This window comes from Oceanobacillus sp. M65 (assembly GCF_052246275.1).
In the GTDB taxonomy this organism is placed as follows: domain Bacteria; phylum Bacillota; class Bacilli; order Bacillales; family Amphibacillaceae; genus Oceanobacillus_B; species Oceanobacillus_B jordanicus.
Map to the genome: position 1 here is coordinate 677,314 of NZ_JBQQCJ010000001.1, position 23,300 is coordinate 700,613.

Annotated in this window: 13 protein-coding genes and 1 pseudogene; 8 read left to right on the forward strand and 6 right to left on the reverse strand. The window is 34.7% G+C overall.

Annotated features, from left to right (window positions below; all coding sequences use genetic code 11):
• The 5 genes from ACTWPF_RS03255 to tagD form a co-directional block, all read right to left on the reverse strand.
• Positions 1 to 1,572 carry a putative polysaccharide biosynthesis protein gene (locus ACTWPF_RS03255; protein ID WP_443148264.1) on the reverse strand — a complete coding sequence of 524 codons (1,572 nt, stop codon included), beginning with the start codon at positions 1,570 to 1,572 and terminating at the stop codon, positions 1 to 3.
• On the reverse strand, positions 1,569 to 2,303 hold the full coding sequence (locus ACTWPF_RS03260) for a WecB/TagA/CpsF family glycosyltransferase (RefSeq protein ID WP_161464737.1): 735 nt from the start codon (positions 2,301 to 2,303) through the stop codon (positions 1,569 to 1,571). Before ACTWPF_RS03260 ends, ACTWPF_RS03255 begins: the two co-directional genes overlap by 4 nt.
• 39 nt (positions 2,304 to 2,342) lie before the next feature.
• Complete coding sequence (locus ACTWPF_RS03265) at positions 2,343 to 4,433, reverse strand: S-layer homology domain-containing protein (protein WP_443148265.1); 2,091 nt, start codon at positions 4,431 to 4,433, stop codon at positions 2,343 to 2,345.
• A gap of 204 nt (positions 4,434 to 4,637) precedes the next feature.
• Entirely contained in the window at positions 4,638 to 5,681 is a 1,044-nt protein-coding gene (locus tag ACTWPF_RS03270; protein WP_443148266.1) for a CDP-glycerol glycerophosphotransferase family protein, read from the reverse strand.
• Positions 5,682 to 5,811: 130 nt separating this feature from the next.
• Positions 5,812 to 6,216 (reverse strand): glycerol-3-phosphate cytidylyltransferase, encoded by a 405-nt coding sequence (gene tagD, locus ACTWPF_RS03275; protein ID WP_443148267.1) that lies wholly within the window; start codon positions 6,214 to 6,216, stop codon positions 5,812 to 5,814.
• Positions 6,217 to 6,456: 240 nt separating this feature from the next.
• Between tagD and ACTWPF_RS03280 the strand changes: the two genes are divergently transcribed.
• A complete protein-coding gene (locus tag ACTWPF_RS03280) occupies positions 6,457 to 9,186 on the forward strand; it encodes a peptidoglycan recognition protein family protein (RefSeq protein WP_443148268.1) in 2,730 nt (909 codons plus the stop codon).
• 148 nt (positions 9,187 to 9,334) lie between these two features.
• Here ACTWPF_RS03280 and ACTWPF_RS03285 read toward each other — a convergent pair whose 3' ends face one another.
• Complete coding sequence (locus ACTWPF_RS03285) at positions 9,335 to 12,415, reverse strand: SH3 domain-containing protein (RefSeq protein ID WP_443148269.1); 3,081 nt, start codon at positions 12,413 to 12,415, stop codon at positions 9,335 to 9,337.
• 242 nt (positions 12,416 to 12,657) lie between these two features.
• Here ACTWPF_RS03285 and ACTWPF_RS03290 point away from each other — a divergent pair, with 242 nt between their 5' ends.
• The 7 genes and pseudogenes from ACTWPF_RS03290 to ACTWPF_RS03320 all read left to right on the forward strand — a co-directional run bounded on the left by ACTWPF_RS03290 (position 12,658) and on the right by ACTWPF_RS03320 (position 23,281).
• Positions 12,658 to 16,002, forward strand: a complete 3,345-nt coding sequence (locus ACTWPF_RS03290) for a CDP-glycerol glycerophosphotransferase family protein (protein WP_443148270.1) — start codon at positions 12,658 to 12,660, stop codon at positions 16,000 to 16,002.
• Positions 16,003 to 16,338: 336 nt separating this feature from the next.
• Entirely contained in the window at positions 16,339 to 18,132 is a 1,794-nt protein-coding gene (locus ACTWPF_RS03295) for a hypothetical protein (protein ID WP_443148271.1), read from the forward strand.
• Between the two features lie 44 nt (positions 18,133 to 18,176).
• Positions 18,177 to 19,346 (forward strand): annotated as a pseudogene (locus ACTWPF_RS03300) (CDP-glycerol glycerophosphotransferase family protein); the annotation flags it as partial.
• Between the two features lie 131 nt (positions 19,347 to 19,477).
• The gene (locus ACTWPF_RS03305) at positions 19,478 to 20,302 is read left to right on the forward strand and encodes an ABC transporter permease (protein WP_443148272.1); all 825 of its coding nucleotides are present in this window, start codon (positions 19,478 to 19,480) and stop codon (positions 20,300 to 20,302) included.
• 13 nt (positions 20,303 to 20,315) lie between these two features.
• Positions 20,316 to 21,647 (forward strand): teichoic acids export ABC transporter ATP-binding subunit TagH, encoded by a 1,332-nt coding sequence (tagH, locus tag ACTWPF_RS03310; protein WP_443148273.1) that lies wholly within the window; start codon positions 20,316 to 20,318, stop codon positions 21,645 to 21,647.
• A gap of 210 nt (positions 21,648 to 21,857) precedes the next feature.
• Positions 21,858 to 22,544 (forward strand): IspD/TarI family cytidylyltransferase, encoded by a 687-nt coding sequence (locus tag ACTWPF_RS03315; RefSeq protein ID WP_443148274.1) that lies wholly within the window; start codon positions 21,858 to 21,860, stop codon positions 22,542 to 22,544.
• 2 nt (positions 22,545 to 22,546) lie between these two features.
• Entirely contained in the window at positions 22,547 to 23,281 is a 735-nt protein-coding gene (locus tag ACTWPF_RS03320) for an SDR family oxidoreductase (protein ID WP_443148275.1), read from the forward strand.
• The last annotated feature ends 19 nt before the right edge of the window (positions 23,282 to 23,300 follow it).

Genomic DNA, 23,300 nt, shown 5'->3' on the forward strand with positions numbered 1-23,300 from the left:
TTAATTCCTTCCTTTCCTATTAGCGGATAGAGTACCTGATAGCGTGCGCTTTATATCCTGTTGACTAATGACGTTTAGAAGAAGTAATAATGCTATATAAATTACGGTACCAATGACAATCCCTGCGAACGCATAGGACAGCGCCTGGAACCTTGACCAGTAAGTGATGTCCAGAAAGAGAGTTGGGATCCCAATGGCTGCACCCATGAAAACGGAAGCTACCATCATTTTCATGACGGATGTTTTTTCTAGCGTGAACGTAGTTTTTTTATAAATAGTGAACGTATTTAAAACAAACAGGATAATGTAAATTGCCAATGTAGAGAAAGCTGCACCCAATAGACCAAAAGCCTGGACAAGATAGATGTTTGCTACAGCTTTTAATACAACAGCAATTAGAATCATGACAGCAGCCATTTTGGCGGCGTTCATCCCTTGGAGAATCCCAGTGCTTAGAACGGTTAAAGAAGTAAAGATAGAACTGAACCCAATTACAGCCAGCACCCAACTTCCTTGTATGTCCGTAAATAAGGCGAGGTTGATAGGTAATGTTAACGCGAGTAATCCTAACGCTGCCGGCCAGGAAACCAAATGTGTCAACCAATTCGTCTTTCCAATAATTTGGGATACCTGCTCTTTGTTCCCTTCCTTTAATTTAGTAGTAAGCAAAGGAATTAAAGGTAATACAAGAGATGTTGCTAGGACAGTAACGATTTGCACAAGGGATTGGCCCCTTCCGTAAAGTCCATACATATAGTTAATGTCTGGTTCATCTAATCCCATTTTTTGAAAGCTATACGAAATGGTGAACGAATCAACAAAATTGATTAAGGCCATCGTAATAGCACCAAAAGCAATGGGAATGGATAGTTTTAAAATTTTACGGCTCCAATAAGTAAATGAAGCACTGGAATATGCTCTGCTGCTAGTTTGTTTAAGAGGGGAACGGACATATTGGAAACGTAAATAGATAAATGAACACAACGCCCCAAAAACAGAGCCAGCCATCAAGCCTCCCGCAACTTTTTCATCAGGCAACCCACTTTTCACAAAAAGAAAAGCAATGGTCAATAATAGGGCGACCCGCACAAATTGTTCTATAACCTGTGAAATAGCCGTAGGAGCCATATCCTCAAAACCTTGAAAATAACCCCGATGTACAGCCATATAAGGAGCAATGATTAAGGTAGCAGCAACAACGATTAACGCCAACCTTGTAGATTGTCCTCCAAGTGCGTTCGCAATCGGCTCTGAAAAACAGTAAATGAGTATAAAACTCCCAATCCCAAACAAAATGGCTAGTATACTTGCCGTGACATATATTTCTTTTATCGAATCGGTGTTTCTCTTTGCCCGTTCCTCGGCGATTATCTTTGAAATAGCAATAGGTATCCCTGCAACAGATAAAGTGAGTGCAACCATATAAACCGGGTAAACAAGACTAAAAATACCTAATACTTGATCTCCCGCGATGTTTTGTAACGGTATTCGAAATACACTTCCTAAAACTTTAGAAAACAGAGTAGCTATCGTTATTATCAAGGTGCCTTTAATAAATGTGGATGAACTCATAAGGGCTTCCTCGTAAACTTTACCTTCAGGATATGTAAGGCAAAACGAGGCAATGCCAACATCCTTTTCCATCTGCTAGGTTGCTTTACAAGGCGGTAGAACCATTCAAGGTTTAGTTTTTGGAATATAATTGGTGCGCGTTTCACTGTTCCAGCTATTACATCGAATGATCCCCCGACTCCTATATATAAGCCATTTGGTAAAGTAGATAAATTTCGAGCGATCCACTCTTCTTGCCTAGGAGCACCGAGAGCTACAAATGTAATATCAGGTGATGCCTCCATAATCTGATCGGTAACATGTTTGGATGTCATTTCAAAGAAACCGTGGTGTTTTCCCACTATCTGAACGGAAGGATAGCGCTTGTTTAACGCATCTTCTGTCTTTTCTAGTGTTTCTTGCTGGGCACCGAGAAGAAATATCCTGTAAGATTTTTTGTCAGCGATCGGTAATAACTGCATCATCGTATCATAGCCTGTGACTCTTTCCGGCAACGGATCTTTTAAGATCTGGGAAGCTTTTATAATGCCAATTCCATCCGCCACGACATAGGTAGCACGCTGTATGTTCTCCTTGATAGCTGGATTTTCTTTTGCCATCATGACGATTTCAGGATTAGCTGTTATAACAAAGGTCTTCAATTTCTTTTCAATCCGTTCAGCCAGAAGGCTACTAAAGGCCTTCTGTGTCGTAAACAGGAATGGAAAGTCCATTATGGTGATATGTCTCATGACTTATATGCTCCTTTTGATGTCAACGAAGAGTGTATTCTAGTTCAGGGTGTCTTGGAATAGGACATAGTCTTCGTGAACCCACACTTGAGCTCCATCGTAAAATACCTGATACCATGCACCTTCCTTAATCGGTTGCCCGTCATTTGTTGTAGTGCTAACTAAGTAAGCACTTGGCTCAAGGCTTCCAATTACCTTACCTTCAAGGCTTGGGGTCTCCCTAATATGCAACCTTGTATCAATGTCCTGTACCTTAAGAAGATTCCCAAGCATCACGTTGTCTTTATGAACCCAACCTTGTTCGTTCTCCTGGTCTGTTACCAATAACCAGCCACCTTTTATTTCGAGGACTGCAACGTCTGTTTGCAAAGGTAGTTCTTTTACAATGTTGTCTTCCGAGATAGAGATAGTTGGTTCCTTGTATAAGATAGGAGGCTGACCTGTTAGTTGACCGAAAAGGTGATCAGCAGAATCTACTATCGGTACTTCTATTGATGGAGAATCTATGATTCTATTCAAAATGTTGTATTGATTACTTGATAAATAGTTACCAGAAACCCAGCCACTATTACCCCCTACAGAAATTTTGCACCAACCACCGTTTTCTCCGATAATGCTAACCCGGCTCCCTTTTGCCAGTGTTTTTATAATGTTGAAGGAAGTAGTTGGCCCTATTCGCAGATTTAGATTAGCTGTTGTGTACATGGTTTGCCCTTCTCGATTTGTGTTCACATCGTAATGTTCCTCAGCTGAAGGGAGAGAAACAGTATTAGGTTGTTTCTGAAAAGATGGGACCTCATAATGCAAAACATAGGAATCCAGTAAACTGTAAATCTCCTGCATCTTACTTGTTTGTAAAACAGCCCATCTAACATGTGTTGCATATTGCGGATACCCGGGACTGTCAGGATTCCAACGCATCTTATAAAGTGTATTTTGGCCATCATTAATATAGTTGTTGGCAATGTCTTTTGCGCCACCAATTATGGCTTCTGCTGGAGAGAACCATTTATTTTGAAAGGCATACTTTGCCCCGCCATTAATTGGGTTACTGTCTACTGCCCCATAGCCATACATATTATAGACTGTTCGAGTTGCCTTCTCCTTTGCAACCACATTTCCTTTCTCATCAACTGGAATACCTGAAGCGAGTTTTGATGAGCCGTTACCAGTTTCATGTAGTGCATGTGCCATTAGATATATTTCATTAACATTATATGCCTTGCCTGCTTTAATAAAGGCTGCTGCTTGTTCGGATAATGTTCCTTTATTTTTTAGCACTTTAGAATTGATTTCGTTCTTATCTAAAAGTGTTTGCTTGGACAAGTCAAGAAATTGCAAGTAATCACTCGAGTTTGGAGAGAAGTTATTTGGATTAGCGTAATATTCAACAAGCGAACGACTAGCAATAAAGATACCTGCACCGTCCACTTTTGGTGTGCGCGTTACTTGAATATCTATCATTTGTTTAAAATCATAGGGATATTCTGTATAAGAGATTGTGAGTTTTTCATCATCAAGTTGTTTTAACATACGATTAAAAATCGCAGCCATTTCCCCTCGAGTTGTATGGTCCAATGGTGCGAAATATAAATCACCTTGCTTTTCCTTCCCAGCGATAATTTGAAGTGCTACAAGACTTTCTATCGCACCGATAAACATCTGGTTAATTTGAGCGGTGTCCGTAAAGGGAAGGGAGGCCTTTTCAGATTCCACACCTTTCATATCAAGCGCACGCTTAATCATCGCTGCCATTTCTTGACGGGAGATGCTCTTATTAGGTCGAAACACGTTTCCAGGATACCCACCAATCAGGTTGTTAGAAGTGGCGGTGACAATAGCCTCGTAATACCAATCATCTTGAGCAATATCCTGATAAGGATTCGTTGTATTTTTCACTGGTAAATGCAACGCCCTTACAAGAAGCATCGTAAACTCAGCACGTGTTATAAGACGATCGGGCCGGTAACTGCCATCACTGTACCCATCGATGATTCCTTTTTCGATCAGTGATAGCATACTCTTTTCAAAGTAATGTCCCTTAAGATCTGAACTTCCGTATGCTGTTTGAGGGAGACTGATTGTCACGGCGATCACAGGTACGCATAATAGTTTATGTATTTTTTTCATCTCTATTGCATGGCTCCTCTTAGTCATTTTCTTCACGACGAAATGCCAACTCAATAGTAGTACATTTTGTAAGGAAAAGCAGTATAATTTACAGATAATTAACATAGTTTACTGAAACTTAACAAGCGAACCTGGCAGGTTGTGATATGCTAGATTTAAGTTAAAAAAAGACACAAAAAAACACCCCACTTTTAGAATGAGGTGTTAAATCGAAACTTTTTCTTTTTGTCTTTCGTCGGTTTCGGTCAAGAATTTTGCGAGGTTTAAACTGGCGCTACCATCTGAGTAGGCATTATAACGTTTAGCAAATTCCTTGATATCTTTATAGTTAAAGTTCTGCTCCCTTATCGATGAGATGATCGCTTCAGTAGAGAAAACAACAGGTCCTGGCATTTGATTTTCATAGTTGTCTATTAAACCGCTTGTAACCTTATACTCATCCATATCGTAAGCGAAGAAAATCATTGGTTTCTCCAATATAGCGAATTCAAAAGGAATGGAAGAGTAGTCACTGATAAGAATATCTGTTACCAGTAACAATTCATTTGTGTCATAGAAGGAAGAGACATCCAAAACAAATTCCTTAAACATATCCTTTATCTCATAAGAGACAGCCGGATGTGGTTTGATGAAAAGAACATATTCATCAGAAAGTGCTGCGTAAAGTTGTTCTATATTTAGCTGAAGCTGAAAATTTGAAAGTTGGTCATTTCGAAAAGTCGGAGCATATAAAATAACTTTCTTGTCCGCAACCCAAGGATTTTCTTGCACGATCTTTTTATATACTTCCTGTTTCTTCTTATTATCAAATAAAACGTCTGATCTTGGTATGCCAGTACGAAGAATTTGTGAATCAGTCAGGCCAAAACTATCCTTGAACGTATCTGCCATATTTTCCGAGCCCACCACTGCATAAGTAAATGAATCATAGACGTTTTTAAAACGCTCTATTGCCTTATCAGATCTATATTCATTCGTAGGGTCCATTAACCCAAAATGCTTAATAGCACCAGCTGCATGCCATAACTGAATGCAAACTGTAGACGTTTTAAAATTGGTAACGGAAAGAAACGGGTGATAGGTATCTATTAAAATAGTAGAACCTGTAGCAAGATGATACATAGATTTCAAAAAAGAGAAGGGCTGCTTTAGATCAAAAGCTAGTAAGGTATATTCGGAAGCATCAAAAGGGTACCTACACGAAGCATCCTTTAAGATGATGATTTCCTCATCAGAAATACTACGCAAGGCATCCACTGAATAAAAAATATTATCCCCAAACGAAGCTACACAAACGGTTTTCTTCTTTTGGGGCAATAATTTGAACAAGTTAAAGACGATACGGAAAACAAAAAGGTAGATTGCTATAAATAGCTCTTTAACCATTGTTAGCTGTATTTAGTTTTAAGTCACTTTTAATCTTTGTTGTGGAAATCCCAACCGTTCTAGGTAAATAAATAACTTCACAATGATCCTGTAGAAAATCAAATTTACCTTCCCAGTCATCTCCCATAACAAAGAAATCAACATCATGCTTCTGCACATCTTCCACCTTTTGTTCCCATGTATATTCAGGAATAACCTCATCAACATATCGAATTGCTTCCAAGATAGCTTTACGCTGCTCAAAAGTATAGTAAGCTTTTTTCCCCTTCAAAGCATTGAATTCATCAGCAGAAATAGCCACAATTAGATAATCCCCAAATTCTTTAGCGCGACGTAATATATTTATATGACCAGTATGCAATAAGTCGAATGTTCCATAAGTTATTACTTTCTTCATTGTAAAAAACCTCCGTTAGTATTTATACATTGTATTATACTATGTTCCTTTTACATTCCATTTACAAACTCTTAACAATAAATCTACACCAAGTATTATACTATTTCTCTATGAAAATAGGAACCTTTGTTTAAATTAAATACGAAGTATAGTGAATTAATAGTTAAAATGTAAATTAGCCCTTTAAAAAACAACCTATTTTAACGATAATATAAATATAAAAGTTTTAAGGGGGAGTATATGAATAAGACAACTAGACTGCTTTTCTTACTAGCTATTTTTTGGGTGGTTTTACCTTTACCAAATATAGTTGCAGAGGAAGGTACAAATGTAGAAGGTGGAAGTGAAGCAGGTAACGAGAATCAATATGGGATTGAGTATGGTACAGAAGTATATGGGGAAGATATTAGTAAACTATCAGAAAAGGAACTTCAATACATTCCAGAAGGTTGGCGAGACGGAGATTTTGAGAGTGAACACCCCAATGAAGTAAATAAAAGTATGTCTTATTTTTTCAGAGCATATTATCCAGATGTAAATAGTTATATAAGAAATATTAATGTCGCCTCTGTAGAGCGTCAACACAAAGACTTCTTTACAAAGTTTAATTATCGAAATGGTTTTGGTGCTGTGGAAGGCGTGGTAGCACATGAGACTGCAAACGATAATTCTACTATAACGAGTGAAATCTCATATATGTCGAGAAATCATCAAAATGCGTTTGTGCATGCCTTTGTCGATCATGAGAGAATCATTCAGATACATCCTTTAGATCTTGGCGCTTGGGGAGCAGGCCGTTATGGAAATGAAAGATTTGTGCATGTTGAATTAGTAAGAGTTAGTAATTTTGATCAATTTGCAAAATCTATTAATAATTATTCAGACTACATAGCGAATGTGCTTTATGATTATAATCTTGGTGTATCAAGTGCGGAAAGCAATGGAAAAGGAAGTTTATGGTCACATAAAGCAGTAAGTAACCATCTAGGTGGTACTAATCATGTTGATCCCCATGGTTACTTTGAAAGATATGGATATAATTGGGCTCAGTTTACTAATTTAGTAACAGAGAAATATAATAATTTAATCTTAAGCCAAAAAGCTAACACCAGTAAGTTAGGTAAATTAAAGTCAAGTGACGTTAGAATATATAGTAATCCCTTGAAAAAGGAATCTTACAACCTTGCCGGCAGTAAGTATACGAATTCAGTACATTATATAAAGGCCGAAGCAAAAGTGAATAATGACACGTTTTATCTAATCAGTGAAAAACCAAGCAGTACAAGAGGAACCATAGGCTGGGTAAACTCCAATGATATAATGGCGTATACTCATAAAGCTATAGACACAAAAAAGAAAACCTTCTACCTTAAAGGAAAAGGCGCTGCCTATAACCGTGCATGGGGAGGAAGCAAAAATAGGATCTACAACAGTGCAGAACTTTTAAAGTTAAAGTACGAAGAATTTAATGTACACAAAACGGAAACGGTTGGAGCCAATACTTGGTATCGGGGAATATTAGGTGGGCAAACATTATGGATACATTCGAGTCATCTTACTATCAAAGAAGAGAAAAGAACAAGTAGATTAGGGAAAGTCAAAACACCAGATACTGTTATCTCTCCTTCAGAAGGTGCACCTTTCAAAGCAGGGGAAGAATATACAGATTCAGTATTTTATATTAAAAAGGAAAAGATACTGGATGGAGATACTTACTACTTAATCAGTAATAAACCAAGTAGTACAAGCGGGACAATAGGTTGGGTAAACTCCAAAGAAATCACTACGTTTACACATAAAGCTGTAGACACCCAAGATAAAACCTTTTACTTAAAAGGAAAAGGTGCTGCCTATAACCGTGCTTGGGGAGGAAGCAAAAATAGGGTTTATAACAGTAAAGAGCTTTCAAAGTTAAAGTACGAGGAATTTAACGTACACAAAACAGAAACGGTTGGAGGCAATACTTGGTACCGAGGAACACTTAATGGGCAAACATTATGGATACATTCGAGTCATCTTACTACCAAAGAAGAGAAAAGAACAAGTAGATTAGGAAAAGTCAAAACCTCAGACACTGTTATCTCTCCTGACATTGGGGATGCAACCACTTCATTCCTAGCAGGAGAAGAATACACAGGTGGTGTATTTTATATTAAGAAAGAAATGAGCCTAGATGGAGATACTTACTACTTGATAAGTAATAAAGCGAGTAGCACAAGCGGGACAATAGGCTGGGTAAACGCCCAAGATATAACCACTTATACTCATAAAGCTGTAGACACACAAAGTAAAACTTTTTACTTAAAAGGAAAAGGTGCTGCCTATAACCGTGCATGGGGAGGAAGCAAAAATAGGGTTTATAACAGTGCAGACCTTTCAAAGCTAAAGTATGAGGAATTTAACGTACACAAAACAGAAACGGTTGGTGGAAATACCTGGTACCGAGGAACACTTAATGAACAAACACTATGGATACATTCAAGTCACCTCACTACGAAAGAAGAAAAAGGTACAAGTAGGTTAGGAAAAGTGAAAAGCACAAATACTGTTATCTCTCCTGACATTGTGGATGTGACCACATCATTTGAAGCAGGAGAAGAATATACAAACGGCGTGTTTTATATTAAGAAAGAAATGAGCTTGGATGGAAATAAGTACTACTTATTAAGTAAACAACCAAGCAGCACCAGTGGAACCATAGGCTGGGTAGACGAAAAAGATATAACCACGTATACTCATAAAGCTGTAGACTCAGAAAAGAAAACTTTCTACCTTAAAGGAAAAGGTGCTGCCTATAACCGTGCATGGGGAGGAAGCAAAAACAAGATCTACAACAGTGCAGACTTATCAACGTTAAAAGACCACGAATTTAAGGTTCATAAAACTGAAACTGTCGGAAGTAATATATGGTATAGAGGGAAGTTAGATGGTCAAGTCTTATGGATGCACTCTTCCCATTTATACAATTAGTTAAAGAAAAAAGGTTTAATTTAAAAGGTGTTCCAGACCAGGACTGGGGCACCTTTTTTCTTTACTCTAGCATATGGAAACTTTTAAATTAGGCAAAAAAACCAGTAAGGACTAAGATCATCAGTCACTTACTGGTTTAATGTTTTATTTAATAACTTAAATTTACGTACTTAGCGCTCACCCATCCTACAGCACCATTGTATTTAATATTATACCATCCACTTGCCTCTGAATCTGTACCTAGAATTTCTATTCTAGATTTACTTGGAATAGTACCTATTATACTATTTCCAGTACCTGGTCCAGACCTGAAATTTAGGTTTCCAGTGGTTTGAGTTACCCCATAAAGGTTGTCATCATAATCTGGTTGATTTTGATATTCTGGTATATCAAAGACAAGAGTGTAATTCTCCAATAGATTGTAAATGTTAAATATCCTAGTAGTTTGTAGTTTAGCCCACTGTACATGGGTTGCGTACTGATGGGTAGCAGGGGCTTCTGGATTCCATTTCATTTTATAAAGTGTATCCTGTCCTGCTTGTATATAATTAGTAGATACTTCAGAAGCTCCACCTATAATTGCTTGCTCAGGTGTAAACCAACCATGATTGAAGGCATATTTAGCGCCACCTTCTAACGGATTGTTATCATGAGCCCCATATCCATACATGTTATATACTGTGTGTGTTGTAGCTGAGGTCTTATCTATTTCCCCATCCTTATTTCTTGTAATATTTCCCTTATCATCAACTGGAATGCCGTTAGACAATGTAGAAGTACCATTCCCAGTTTCGTGTAGGACATGGGAAATTAAATAGGCATCGTTTATATGGTATAAATTACCAGCGTCTATAAATGCTTGCGCAGTACCTTCCAATATACCTTTACCAACTAATACCTTACTATTAATCTCATTTACATCTAAACCAGCTGGTTGAGACAATACGAGAAACTGAAAATACGAGCTTGTACCATACGAGAAATTGGCTGGATTTAAATAATATTCTACTTCTCCACGGGTAGCCGAAACATTGCCAGCTCCATCTGATTTAGGAGTGCCATTCTCTAATTGTTTATTTACTGCTTGAGAAAATGAGCTATTGTACTCAGTATTTTTTGTGACATCACCTGTAGCCACATCATCAGCATGTATATAACCAATTACAGGATTATTGTTAATATATACAGTAGCTTGGTACCAATTTTTTGAAAAAGCTTTAAATTTTAACTTGCTACCATAGGAGTAACTTTTTAAAACATCTGATTTTTTTGATGCCAAAGAGTAGACTTTTGTCGGATCGCTAGTTCCACGTCCTTCTAAAGTTTTTTGACTAGGTAGTGTTCCTTCTACATGACTAGAGTGGATGTAACCTGTCTTTTTAACCCCGTTCACGTAAACAGTCGCCTCATACCAATTACTAGAAAAAGTTTTGTAGTACAAAATAGTTCCAGCAGGATAAGATTTGAGTTTACTTGCATCCAATGACGCATCCGTATAAACAGACGTAGGGCTAGAAAGCCCTATTCCTTTTAAACTTTCTTGGTTGCTAACTGCATTTTCAACATGAGACTTGTGAATATATCCAGTTTGACGTTTTCCATTAATATAAATTGTAGCTTCATACCACTGGGAAGTAAGAGTTTTATACTTTAAAATGCTGCCTTTGCTATAAGTTTTTAAAGTTTTTGAATCTGTAGAAGCCGTATCATAGATGTTAGTGGGACTTTTAAGAGCCACGCCATTTAAAGTCTCCTGAGACTCAACAAAGTTCTCCACGTCATTCACATAAATATATCCTGTGACAAAAGAGCCGTTTGCATAAACAGTAGCCTCGTACCACTGAGAAGTAAGAGTCTTATACTTTAAAATGCTGCCTTGGCTATAAGACTTTAGGACTTGTGAGCTAGTAGAGGTAGATTGATAGATATTAGTGGGACTTTTAAGGGCCACACCATTTAAAGTTTCTTGAGATTCGGAAAAATCCTCCACGTCATTCACATAAATATATCCTGTGACAAAAGAGCCGTTTGCATAAACAGTAGCCTCGTACCACTGAGAAGTAAGAGTCTTATACTTTAAAATGCTACCTCGGCTATAAGACTTTAGGACTTGCGAGCTAGTAGAGGTAGATTGATAGATATTAGTGGGACTTTTAAGGGCCACACCATTTAAAGTTTCTTGAGATTCGGAAAAATCCTCCACGTCATTCACATAAATATATCCTGTGACAAAAGAGCCGTTTGCATAAACAGTAGCCTCGTACCACTGAGAAGTAAGAGTCTTATACTTTAAAATGCTACCTTGGCTATAAGACTTTAGGACTTGTGAGTTTGTAGAGGTAGATTGATAGATATTAGTGGAACTTTTAAGAGCGACGCCATTTAAAGTCTCCTGAGATTCGACAAAATTCTCCACGTCATCCGTATAAATATAGCCTGTTTTCCAACTTCCTTTAACATTTACAGTAGCTTCATACCAATTTGATGATATAGCATGGTATTTAAGTATTGTGCCTTTTGAATATGTTTTGATTACCTCAGAAGTGGTTGACTGACTCTTATAGATATTTGTTGTTTCGTTCAGAGCAATTCCTTGGATTTCTTGAAAATCAACTGCTTTTGCATTAAAAGTAGTAATGCTTTGCTTTTCTTCAATATCTATTGCATCTTCAACTTCTTCGCTATCTTGAACTTCTTGGTCTACTTCAACTTCTTGGTCTACTTCAACTTCTTCAACTGCTTGACTTTGATTTGTGTTTTCTTGATTAACTTGATCTCTTTCCTTAGTTGTATCATTAAACTCATCTGTGTATGTATTATCCTCAACTTCTTCGTTCAAACCATTACTTTCTTGAATCTCTTCGTTATTACTTTTATTCTCTGTGTCTTTCTCTATGCCTTCTTCAATTATCTTAAGATATTCAGTGAAGACAAAACCTAAATACGATTCCATTGTTTCGTGGTCTACATATTCAACCAAAGAAAAATTTTCTTTCTCTTCTAATATCAAGACTTTATCGTCTACTTTAAGATCAAGTAATATCTTGCTACTCTTTGATTCTTCTTCAAATAGGTGAACTACTTCACCTTCCTTATGAAAAATCTTAGCTTGTTTTTCTACTAGCTCCTCTTGAGTTTCGAAGCTGCTAGCAGAAACTGGTGTGAATGTAGGTAGAATAACCAATAAAAGAGTTAAAGAAAGTAAACATATTTTTTTGAAAAACTTCAAAAACACTCCCCCTTTAAATATATTTTTTTAAAAAATGTGGATACTATCTAGTGAAGATATACCAAAAAGATGTTTGAAAGATACAACTAATTTTATTATCGGACCCATTGAGGTAAAAGTAAAGGAAATCTTAAGTTGAATTTATAAGAGATAAGTAATATAATTTTTAAATGCGTAAACTTAGATAAATAACTTGATTTACTATACAAACCAACAATTAATTTGACTGATAGGTGGTAAATATGATCATTGATATGCTTAAAAAGATTAAGAATAAACTGATTCAAAGTAAGACAAACAGTAAACTAAAACAGCAAATAAAAATTAGACAAATGGAAGAAAAAATTTTCATAAGTGGATCATTAAACAATAAAGATTATAAAGTTAAAAAGATAATGTTTGTGTCGAGAAATACAGGAGAAAGGATTGCAATAGACGTAACACAAACCTCTTCGTTCAATTTTGAGGCCTCCCTTGACCTTTCAGAGATGGTTGAACTGTATCAACTTGAAAGACAAATTTTCAACCTATTCTTAGTTGTCCAAGTACCCAAAAGTATATTAAGTGACAAGAAATCAGATAAGTTAGAAAAGGTTGCCGATAAAATTGTCATAGATGAAGAGGAGTTCTTTGAATATCCAATTAGATTAGGCAGGTTTCACCATACTGATATTAATAATCTTTACCCAGTTACTATATTTGGGAATGAATCTTATTTATACAAGACTCTAAATGGTAATGTTTCCTTCTCAGTAAACCAACAGGTTGTACCCAATAGCAAACTACAAATTGATTTTCTTAGATCCAAAGGTCATAGAATTAGTTTTGGTGGGAAGTTGTTTAGTAAGCATTCGCGGATTGAAGAAATAAAGTTATTAATTATAGGAAGAGAAACCAATCTTTTAATTGAGCAGAATACCGTTTCAACTAATTTATTAGTAAAAGAAACACAAGAGAAGTTCGGCTTAAATAGGTATAAGTATAGAGCGGATATTAATTTAAACAATGCATTTAGTGATAATACATTAGGTGAAGACATTTATGACCTATATTTTGAAATTAAATATCATGATTTTAATGAAAAAGTACGTGTTAGAATTGGAAACCCACGTTTTAAAGCAAGGTATTATACCAGATCTAGTAGTGCAGTAAGAGAAAATGAAACATTATCAGTAAGTCCTTATTACACAATAAAACGATTTAATTTATCACTTCAAGTAGACAGCTTTGAACCAGAGACTTATGCATATTTAAGAAGGTTGATGAGGTGGTCATGGCTTCTAAGATTGGTGTATCTGAGAAAAAACATTTGGATAGTTGGAGAAAGACCATACAAAGCTCAAGATACAGGTTATAGATTTTTTAAATATGTAAGAAATAATCATTCCACTAAAAATGTTTATTATGTGATTAAGCAAGATTCCCCAGAACTTAAAAATATTGAAGAATACGGTAATGCGCTTTACTTTAAATCGAAAAAACATATAAAGTATGTATTGATTGCCAAAAGAATAATCGGTTCTCATCATCCTGACTATCTTTATCCGTTACGAACAAAGGAATTCAATAGAAAAGTAAAAGCCCAAAAAATATTTCTGCAACATGGCGTTTTAGGGACAAAGAATACAGAACACTTTTATAGTAAGAGTTCTCCAAGTTTTACGACCGATCTATTTCTAGTTAGTTCGGATTATGAAAGAAGTATTGTGATAAATGACTTTGATTACAAGCCAGAAGAGGTAGCTGTCACAGGCCTTTCCCGTTTTGATAGCTTATTTGCAGGAGATACTAAACAAAAAAGGCAACTTCTCATTATTCCCACCTGGAGAGAGTGGTTAGTTAGAGATGACATTTTCTTAGATAGTGACTATTTCCAAAGGTACAGGGATATGGTATTTAATGAAAGATTAATTGAACTGGCAAAAAAGTATGATTTTGAAATTGTTTTCTGTCTTCATCCAAATATGCAGAATTTTACACCTTACTTTAAAGAAGCTTCAGTTAAAGTGATAAGTCAAGGTGAAATGGATGTACAGGATTTACTGAAAGAAAGCGCAATGATGATTACTGACTATTCAAGCGTTGCATTTGATTTTAGTTTTTTGGAAAAGCCTATAGTTTATTACCAATTCGATAGAAAAAGGTTTATCGGTAAACGTGGTTCTCATATTGACCTAGATGAAGATTTGCCAGGGGACATTGTTTATGATCTTGACAATGTTATTTCTCAAGTAGAAATATATGCGGAGAATGGATTTAAAATGAAAGAGGAAAACAAAAATAAAGCTAAGAAGTTTCTTAAATATAGAGATCAACACTCATCTGAAAGAATTTATAACGCAATATCAAACAAAGTTAATAGGAAACCAATATATAAGTCAGTAATTGAAACTGAATTTTATCAAGTGCTTTTCAAGCGTTTTAGGAAAAGCAAATACTATTTTCCAACTATGAAGCTCTTTTACAAAATTGCAAAAAAGGTATTAAAAGTTGATGACAAGTTAATCCTATTTGAAAGTGGAGTAGGAAAGCAATACTCAGATAGCCCGAGGTTTATTTATGAAGAAATAGTAGAGAGAGGACTTGATTATAAGAAGGTGTGGGTATGTAACAAAAAAGTACGTTTTATTGATCAAGATACAATAAAAGTAAAAAGGCTAAGTCCTAGTTATTATTATTATTTAGCAAAAGCCAAAATTTGGGTTAATAATCAAAACTTCCCTACTTATATTGAAAAAAGACCTCAAACTACTTATTTACAAACATGGCATGGGACACCTTTAAAAAAGATGCTGTTTGATATTCAAAATATAATGGGAAGAAGTGACGATTACTTAGATCGTGTTAGCAAAGCAACTAAAACATGGGACTATTTAATTTCACCAAGTACTTATGCTACTAAAGCCTTTAAAAGTGCCTTTAAGTATGAAGGGGAAATTCTAGAAACAGGTTATCCCAGAAACGATATTTTTTATAACAATAATCGAGATTCTATTGGCTCTAAGATTAAAAGCAAATTAAATATCCCAGTGGATAAGAAAATAATCTTGTATGCTCCCACTTTTCGTGATAATCAGTCTACTACTAACAATAAATTTATATTCGACATTAATATGGATTTAGAGAAGATGCAAGAGCGTTTAGGAGAAGAATATATAATCTTATTACGCATGCATGTAGTTATTAATAACAAGTTAAATATAGATAAAGAACTAAGAGGGTTTGTACAGAATGTATCTAACTATTCGGACATTCAGGAGCTTTTGCTAATTACTGATATCTTAATAACAGATTATTCTTCTGTAATGTTTGATTTTGCAAACACTAAACGCCCATTACTTTTTTATACGTATGATCTTGAGACATACCGTGATAATATTAGAGGATTTTACTTGGACTTTGAAAATGAAGCTCCAGGACCATTAATTAAAACAACAGACGAAATTATCGAAAATGTAGAAAACATTGATAGAGTAAAAGTGGAATATAAGCAAAAGTATGATAATTTCTACTCGAATTATTGTAAATTAGACGATGGAAAAGCCAGTGAACGAATAGTAGATCTAATATTCGATAATAAAAATTAAGGAGTCTAAACTAATAATGTCTTCCCATTCTTTTTAATGTTTGAGAAGACATTATTATTTATTTTCCTAAACGCATTCATAAGATTGTAGCTTGTATTATAATAGGTGGAATTGGTAATATAATATTGAAATATGGGTAGGATAGTTGTTCAATTATAAACTTGTCTAGAAAAAGAGTAATGTATATTCAGTTCTAAATATAAAAGAAATGTAGGAAGGCAAGAAGACTTGATGGTGAGAGGGAAACCATTGGAAAAGTATTAATTTAATCAAAATATTGGAAGTGAAATATGCATGGTGGAAATAAGTATATTTAGAAAAATTAAGAGTAGTCTAATGAGAAATAGGGATAGCAAATATTATCTTGATAAAAGCAAGAAACTCTTAAAAGAGAAAAAGTTTGATAAAGCAACTGAAGTACTTAATAGTGCACTAATTTACTTTGAATATGATTATAAAGTACACCATATGCTTGCAGAGATTGCAACACAGCAAGAGAACTGGTCTCAAGCAGTTAAACATTGGAATGAAGTATTTAAACTAAAACGGGAAATTTCTGTTGAGGAATATGTTAAATTAGGTAAGGCATACAGATTAAATCATCAGTTAGATAAGTCTGATTTAATTTTAACTGAGGGACTTCAGGATTTTCCAGATAAAGTCTCTTTAATTATAGAGTTAGCAGAAACAAAAATGCATCTAAAAAAGTGGAAGAATGCAGCAAATCTCTGGGATACAGTATATAAATATAAAAATAATAATACATTTAGAGTTTATTTAAGGTCTGCGATCGCATATAGAAAGATACGCGATTTTAATAATGCGAAATTAGCCTTATGTTATGGAGAGAAGAAGAAACCAAAAAGCAAAAAGCTGCTTATTGAGTATGTTTATTTAGCTATTGCTATGAAAAACTGGAAAGAAGCAGTAGAAAAAATTGAAAGGTGTTTAAAACACCTTGATAATGAAAAGTTGACTTTAAATATGCAAGTTAAGTTATCTATGATTTATAGGATTCTTGGAAAAAAAGAGAAAGCAGAAGAAGTATTCGATGGTGTTCTAAAGCAGTATGGAAAGGTAATTCAAAAAGATAATTCAATGTATAAAAAAATAATTATCTTTGATAACGGAGAAAGTAGAATAGAGTTTTATAAAAGATTGTCCAAAACAGAAAGAGTAATTATCACCTTTGACTCTATTAATATGACCTGGAAATCTCATCCTTTTGCTTTCAAACTTCTAAAAAAACAAAATTTAGATATTATTGCAGTCAGAAAAAGAGAGAAGAATACTCACTTACAGGATTTGTCCTTTGAGAATTTTATTGAATCTGTAAATATACTAGTATCTTGTTATGAGGACAAAATGGCATACGGGTTCAGCTTAGGAGCTTATGCCACATTATATTATGCAGGAGAACTTAATTGTAGAATACTTGCAATATCTCCTCGTTTATCTATCCATCCTCTTCTAGGAAAAACAAAAATGATGAGTAAAGAAAATTTCAAACATGAGGTATCTCTTAAAAAAAATAATTCTATAGACCCCATAATAGTGTTTGACCCTAAGAATAAATTAGACAATTCCTATGTTCAAAAAGGTGTATTAACAGCCTTCCCTAATGCAGTAAAAGTCGAAATACCTTACGGAGGGCACGGAATGGCTCCACACCTATTAGAGATGGGTATTCTTAAAGAGTTTGTACTTACTTTTATAAATGAAAAGAAAGCTTTTAAATACGAGTCTTCATTAAGGAAAAAATCATATCTTTACTACAGAGTTTTAGCTGATACATGTTTAAAGAGAAATAAGCCAAAATGGGCACTTTATTTAGTAAATTATGCAATTAAACTTAACTCGAATGATGAACTTAGTATGCAGCTTAAGATCCGTGTTATGAAACAGTTGAAACACCTAAGCGAAGCTCTAGAATATGCTATAGATTGCAGTATTAAAGCACCTGATAATGAAATTATTAAATCGCTTCTAATTGATATCTATATAGAAAAGGGGGATATAAATAAAGCAGAAGATGAGATTGCATTATATCTTCAAAAATTTGGTGAGACAAAAACAATGCTGAGAAAGTTGGAAGAGATACAAAACGCAAAAAAGACATTCTTAAGCTAGTATCCGCATCTCATAGAGTGTAAGAAGGTGGTTAAAATATGAAGAGGTTTTCAAAAAGACTGATTAAGAAAATCTATAAAGTGGTTATTCAAATTATAGGAAAGTTACCCCCTAAAAAGAACTTAATAGTGTTCGAAAGTTTTTTAGGAAAGCAGTATAGTGACAATCCAAGGGCAATATATGAATATTTAGTAGAGAACCACCCAAATTTCCAGCTTTATTGGAGTGTTGATAAAAGAAACATTAATCCTTTTAAAGAGAAAAATATAAAGTATGTAACTAGATTTTCACTTCGTTGGTGTATTTTATTAGCTATAGCTAAATATTGGGTTACAAATAGTAGGTTACCATTATGGATACCAAAACCTGCCCATACTACTTATGTACAAACTTGGCATGGAACTCCTTTAAAGCGTTTAGCTGCTGATATGGAGGAGGTACATATGCCAGGAACTAACACCAAAAAGTATAAACAAAATTTTCTTAAGGAAGCTAGTAAGTGGGATGTTCTAATTTCTCCTAATGCTTACTCAACTAAAATTTTCACAACAGCTTTTAATTTCCATAAAGAAGTGGTTGAGACTGGCTACCCTAGAAATGATACATTAATAAATTCAAATACACAGATAAATATCAACAAAATTAAAAAGAGATTAAAATTGCCGAGAGGAAAGAAAGTAATTTTATATGCACCAACATGGAGAGACAATGAGTATTACAGTAAGGGGAAATATAAATTTAATTTGCAGATGAATCTAGAGGAAATGAAGAGAACACTTGGAGAGGATTATATAATTATTTTAAGGCTTCATTATCTCGTTGCAGAAAATCTTAATTTAACAGGCTATGAAGGTTTTGTATACGACCTTTCGTATCACGAGGATATAAGCGACTTATATTTAATATCTGACATCATGATCACAGATTATTCTTCTGTCTTTTTTGACTACGCTAATCTAAAAAGGCCAATGATATTTTTTGTTTATGATATAGAAACATACAGGGATACCATTAGAGGGTTTTATTTTGATTTTGAAGAGAGCGCGCCTGGGCCACTAGTAAAGAATTCAGAAGAAATCATCAATCAAATAAAAAATATAGAAAAACACGGCTATAGGCCTTCTACAAAAACAAAAGAATTTTATAATAGGTTTTGTTATTTAGAAGACGGGAAAGCAAGCAGTCGAGTGGTGAAACAAGTGTTTCATTTATAAATACTCTTTATTAAGTAAACACTTTATGTTTTGGGTGTCAGGTTTATATTGCCATTTACAATTATAACTTGTATAATTTACTGGCATAAAACCCATAAAGGGTGGCTTTTTAACATAGAAAGGATATACCTATGAAATCAGCAAAAAAAGTTATTAAAGAACAGATCGATCACTTTTATTTAATTAGAAGGCTGTCAATTTACGAGTTAAAAAGCAAGAATAAAAATAACTACCTCGGCATATTTTGGGAGTTGTTAAACCCAGCATTCCAGATTCTTATATATTGGTTTGTATTTACCAATCTTAGAGACCGTAACCCTATAAAAATGAATGGTGAAAATATTGAATTCTTTAGTTGGTTATTGGCAGCTTTCTTTTTATGGATTTTCTTCTATCAAGGGACCATACAAGGATCTAAGTCAATTTACACCAGGTTAAAACTGTTATCCAAAATGAACTTCCCAATGAGCATTATCCCGGGTTTCGTAATCTTTTCGCAATTTTACGTTCATGTAGTTATGCTGCTTATTTCAATGTTCCTATTAAATTTGATGGGGTATACTGTTTCCATTTATTACGTACAATTAATTTATTATGTTTTTGCAGCCTTTTGTTTGATTTTTGGAATTTCCCTTATTACATCTACGTTATCTACAATTATTAGGGATATTCACATGTTTTTAAATTCAACCCTTAGAATGCTACTTTATGTTTCAGGAGTATTATGGCCTCTCTCTATTATTGGTGATAATTTCCCTGTTATAATGGAGATAATGAAATTAAATCCCCTTTACTATTTGGTTGAAGGATATCGAGCAGCATTGTTTGGGGCAGAATGGCACTTTGTTACACACTGGGAATATACTATAATTTTTTGGGCAATCACGGGAACTCTGATATTGTTTGGGTCGATGCTCCATGTTAAGTTCAGAAGGCATTTTATAGATTATTTGTAAAGGTATGTGGACTATGAAAAAAGCAATCATTGCAAAAAATATAAACAAAAAGTATAAACTTTATAGTACTACAAAAGAACGTCTACTAGACCTAGTAACTCCTAAAAGCTATGGAGAAAACTTCTATGCTTTAACAGATGTAGAATTTGAAGCAGAAAAAGGAGATATAATTGGCTTTGTCGGTATGAACGGTTCTGGTAAATCAACACTTTCAAATATTATTGCAGGAATAGTACCACAAACATCTGGAACAATTGAAATTAATGGGAATGTATCTTTGATCGCTGTATCGTCAGGATTGAAGAATGACTTAACAGGTAGAGATAATATTGAGTTGAAACTTTTAATGCTCGGTTTTAATAAAGAAGAGATAAAAAAATTAGAGCCTGACGTTATTGAGTTTTCTGAGTTAGGTAGATTTATTGATCAACCTGTAAAATCATATTCAAGTGGTATGAAATCTAGGCTCGGTTTTGCTATATCAGTTAATGTGAATCCAGATATTTTAATTATTGATGAAGCATTATCTGTTGGAGATAAGGCTTTTGCTAAGAAGAGTCTAAATAAAATGAAGGAATTTAAAAAACAGGGGAAGACAATGATATTTGTAAGTCATTCAATAGGTCAAATGAGAGAGTTTTGTGAAAAAATCTTATGGTTAGAATATGGGACAGTAAAAGAATTTGGCCCCACTGAAGAAGTAATGGATAAGTATGAGTTATTTCTGAAGCGTTGGAATAAAATGTCTAAAAAGGAAAGAGAAGCATACAGAGATTTTGAACTGGAAGTAAATCCTAATAATGAAGAAGAGAACATTTTCGAAGAAACTCTACAACAGAAGATTGACAGAAACCATCCTTTTCATGCCAATCTTTATATTGAGGAATCAATAAGTCGAATTGGACAAATTAAAGATGGGAAGTCGTTTATTTATACCGATTTAGGTAGTGAATCAGAAAAAAAACCATCTCAAGATTTTAAAAAAAGTGTGTATTATATCAAAAAGCAAGCTAAGTTTAAAAATAACTTGTTTTATCTGTTGAGTAGTGAACCAAGTGCCCAAAATGGTGTAGTGGGTTGGATGAATGCTTCTGATTTAAATACTCATAGTTACGTATTGATAGATGAAGACAGGAAAGTTCTTATATTAAAGGGTTCTGGTGAAGGTTATAGTCATCCTTGGGGAGCAGAAAAGAATTATCTGTTATCTTTAAAAAAGTATAAGGACTTTAAAGTAAACATTATTCAAACAGTCAAGGTCGGAAAGAATTTATGGTTTTACTGTGAATTAAATAACGAGAAAGTATGGGTACGCCATAACCATTTCTTGGAAGTTAAATATTGACAAAAAATGCTCACTAACCAAGTGGGCATTTTTGTTGATTACTTTTAGTACTCTACTAATTTCCTAATAAGTATTTCTCTGTTATTCCTCGATAAATACAACATATAATTTGTCGAAAAATTCTTTATTATATTGACAAAATTCGACAAACAATAGGCCGACTTACCGTTATAATGTAAATTAAACGTAAATTTTTTTAGGAGGAAAGTCATGGGTGAATACAGTCTGGTGTTATTGTCAGGTGGCGTAGGTAAGAGAATGAAATTAGATATGCCAAAGCAGTTTTTACTTCTTGCTGGTAAACCGCTCTTTGTGCACGTGTTGGAGAAGGTAGATAGGTTACAAGTAGTAAAAGAGATTATCATGCCATGCCCATCCGAGTTTATTGAGAAGACCGAAGAGATCATTAATAAATATGGTTTTACAACACCAATAAAATGTGTTGAAGGCGGAGGGACTAGACAGGAATCCGTATTCAAGGGATTGCAAGCAGCTGATTACGATAATGTTATCATTCATGAATCGGTGCGCCCATTCGTTTCTGAGAAAGATTTTATGAGATTAATTGAAACAAGTAATGAAAACGCTATCTTTGGATTGGACATTCCTTTTACAGTCTTACGGGGAGGCGAGGTTGTGGAAGGTAATTTGGAGCGAGATGAGCTGCTGAATGTGCAATTACCCCACAAGTTCAATGCCAAAAAGCTACTGTACGCACATCAATGTGCTATTGAGGATGGATTAAATTTTACAGAGGATGCAAGTCTTTATTTTCATTACTTCCGCTCAGACATAGCTGTATTGCCAGGTTCGGAATATAACATTAAAATCACGAAACCAATTGATCGTATTCTTGCCGAGGCCATTTATAAAGAAACTATATTATTGGGGGACTAAAAATGACGAAAACATGTATTATTACAGGTGCTAGTCGTGGTATTGGGAGAGCTATTGCAGTTTCACTGAGTTATGAAGAGGATGTTACTAATTTTATACTTATATCCAGGACGGAAACGGGACTAGAAGAAACAACCCTTTTAATGAATAGGGAGAAAAACATTCATTGTTATGCTTTAGATCTCGGAAACTATAGTGAAGTGCGCGAGATGATTGCCGAGATAGGTGAAAAATCTGGTGCCATTGAAATGTTAATCAATGTAGCTGGCTATGCTAACCCACAATCCTTATTAGAAACGTCTATTGAAGAGTGGGAAAAAACATACCAAGTTAATGTCCATTCCTTATTTAATATAACGAAAGAAGCAGTAAAATATATGAAACAGTCTGGTGGTAAAATCCTTAACGTAGCATCCACTGCAGGTAGTTCTGCTCGTCCGGGTTGGTTGGCTTATGCTTCTTCAAAAGCGGCGCTTATAAGCATTTCTCAAACGTTATCGGAAGAGCTTGCAGGTTATGGTATCCTTGTTTATTGTATTTCTCCAGGTAGATGTGCTACGGAGTTAAGAAGAATCCTTGCTCCTGATGAGGACCCTTCAACCATCATGCAGCCAGAACATGTAGGAGAAGTCGTGCAACAGCTTCTTTCCGATAATGGGGTGTGCTTAGATGGGCAAAATATAGTAGTCAGGAAACAAGTACAACAAGTGAAAAGTCCTTCCAAACAAACTAGTTAATTACTGATAATAGAGGCGA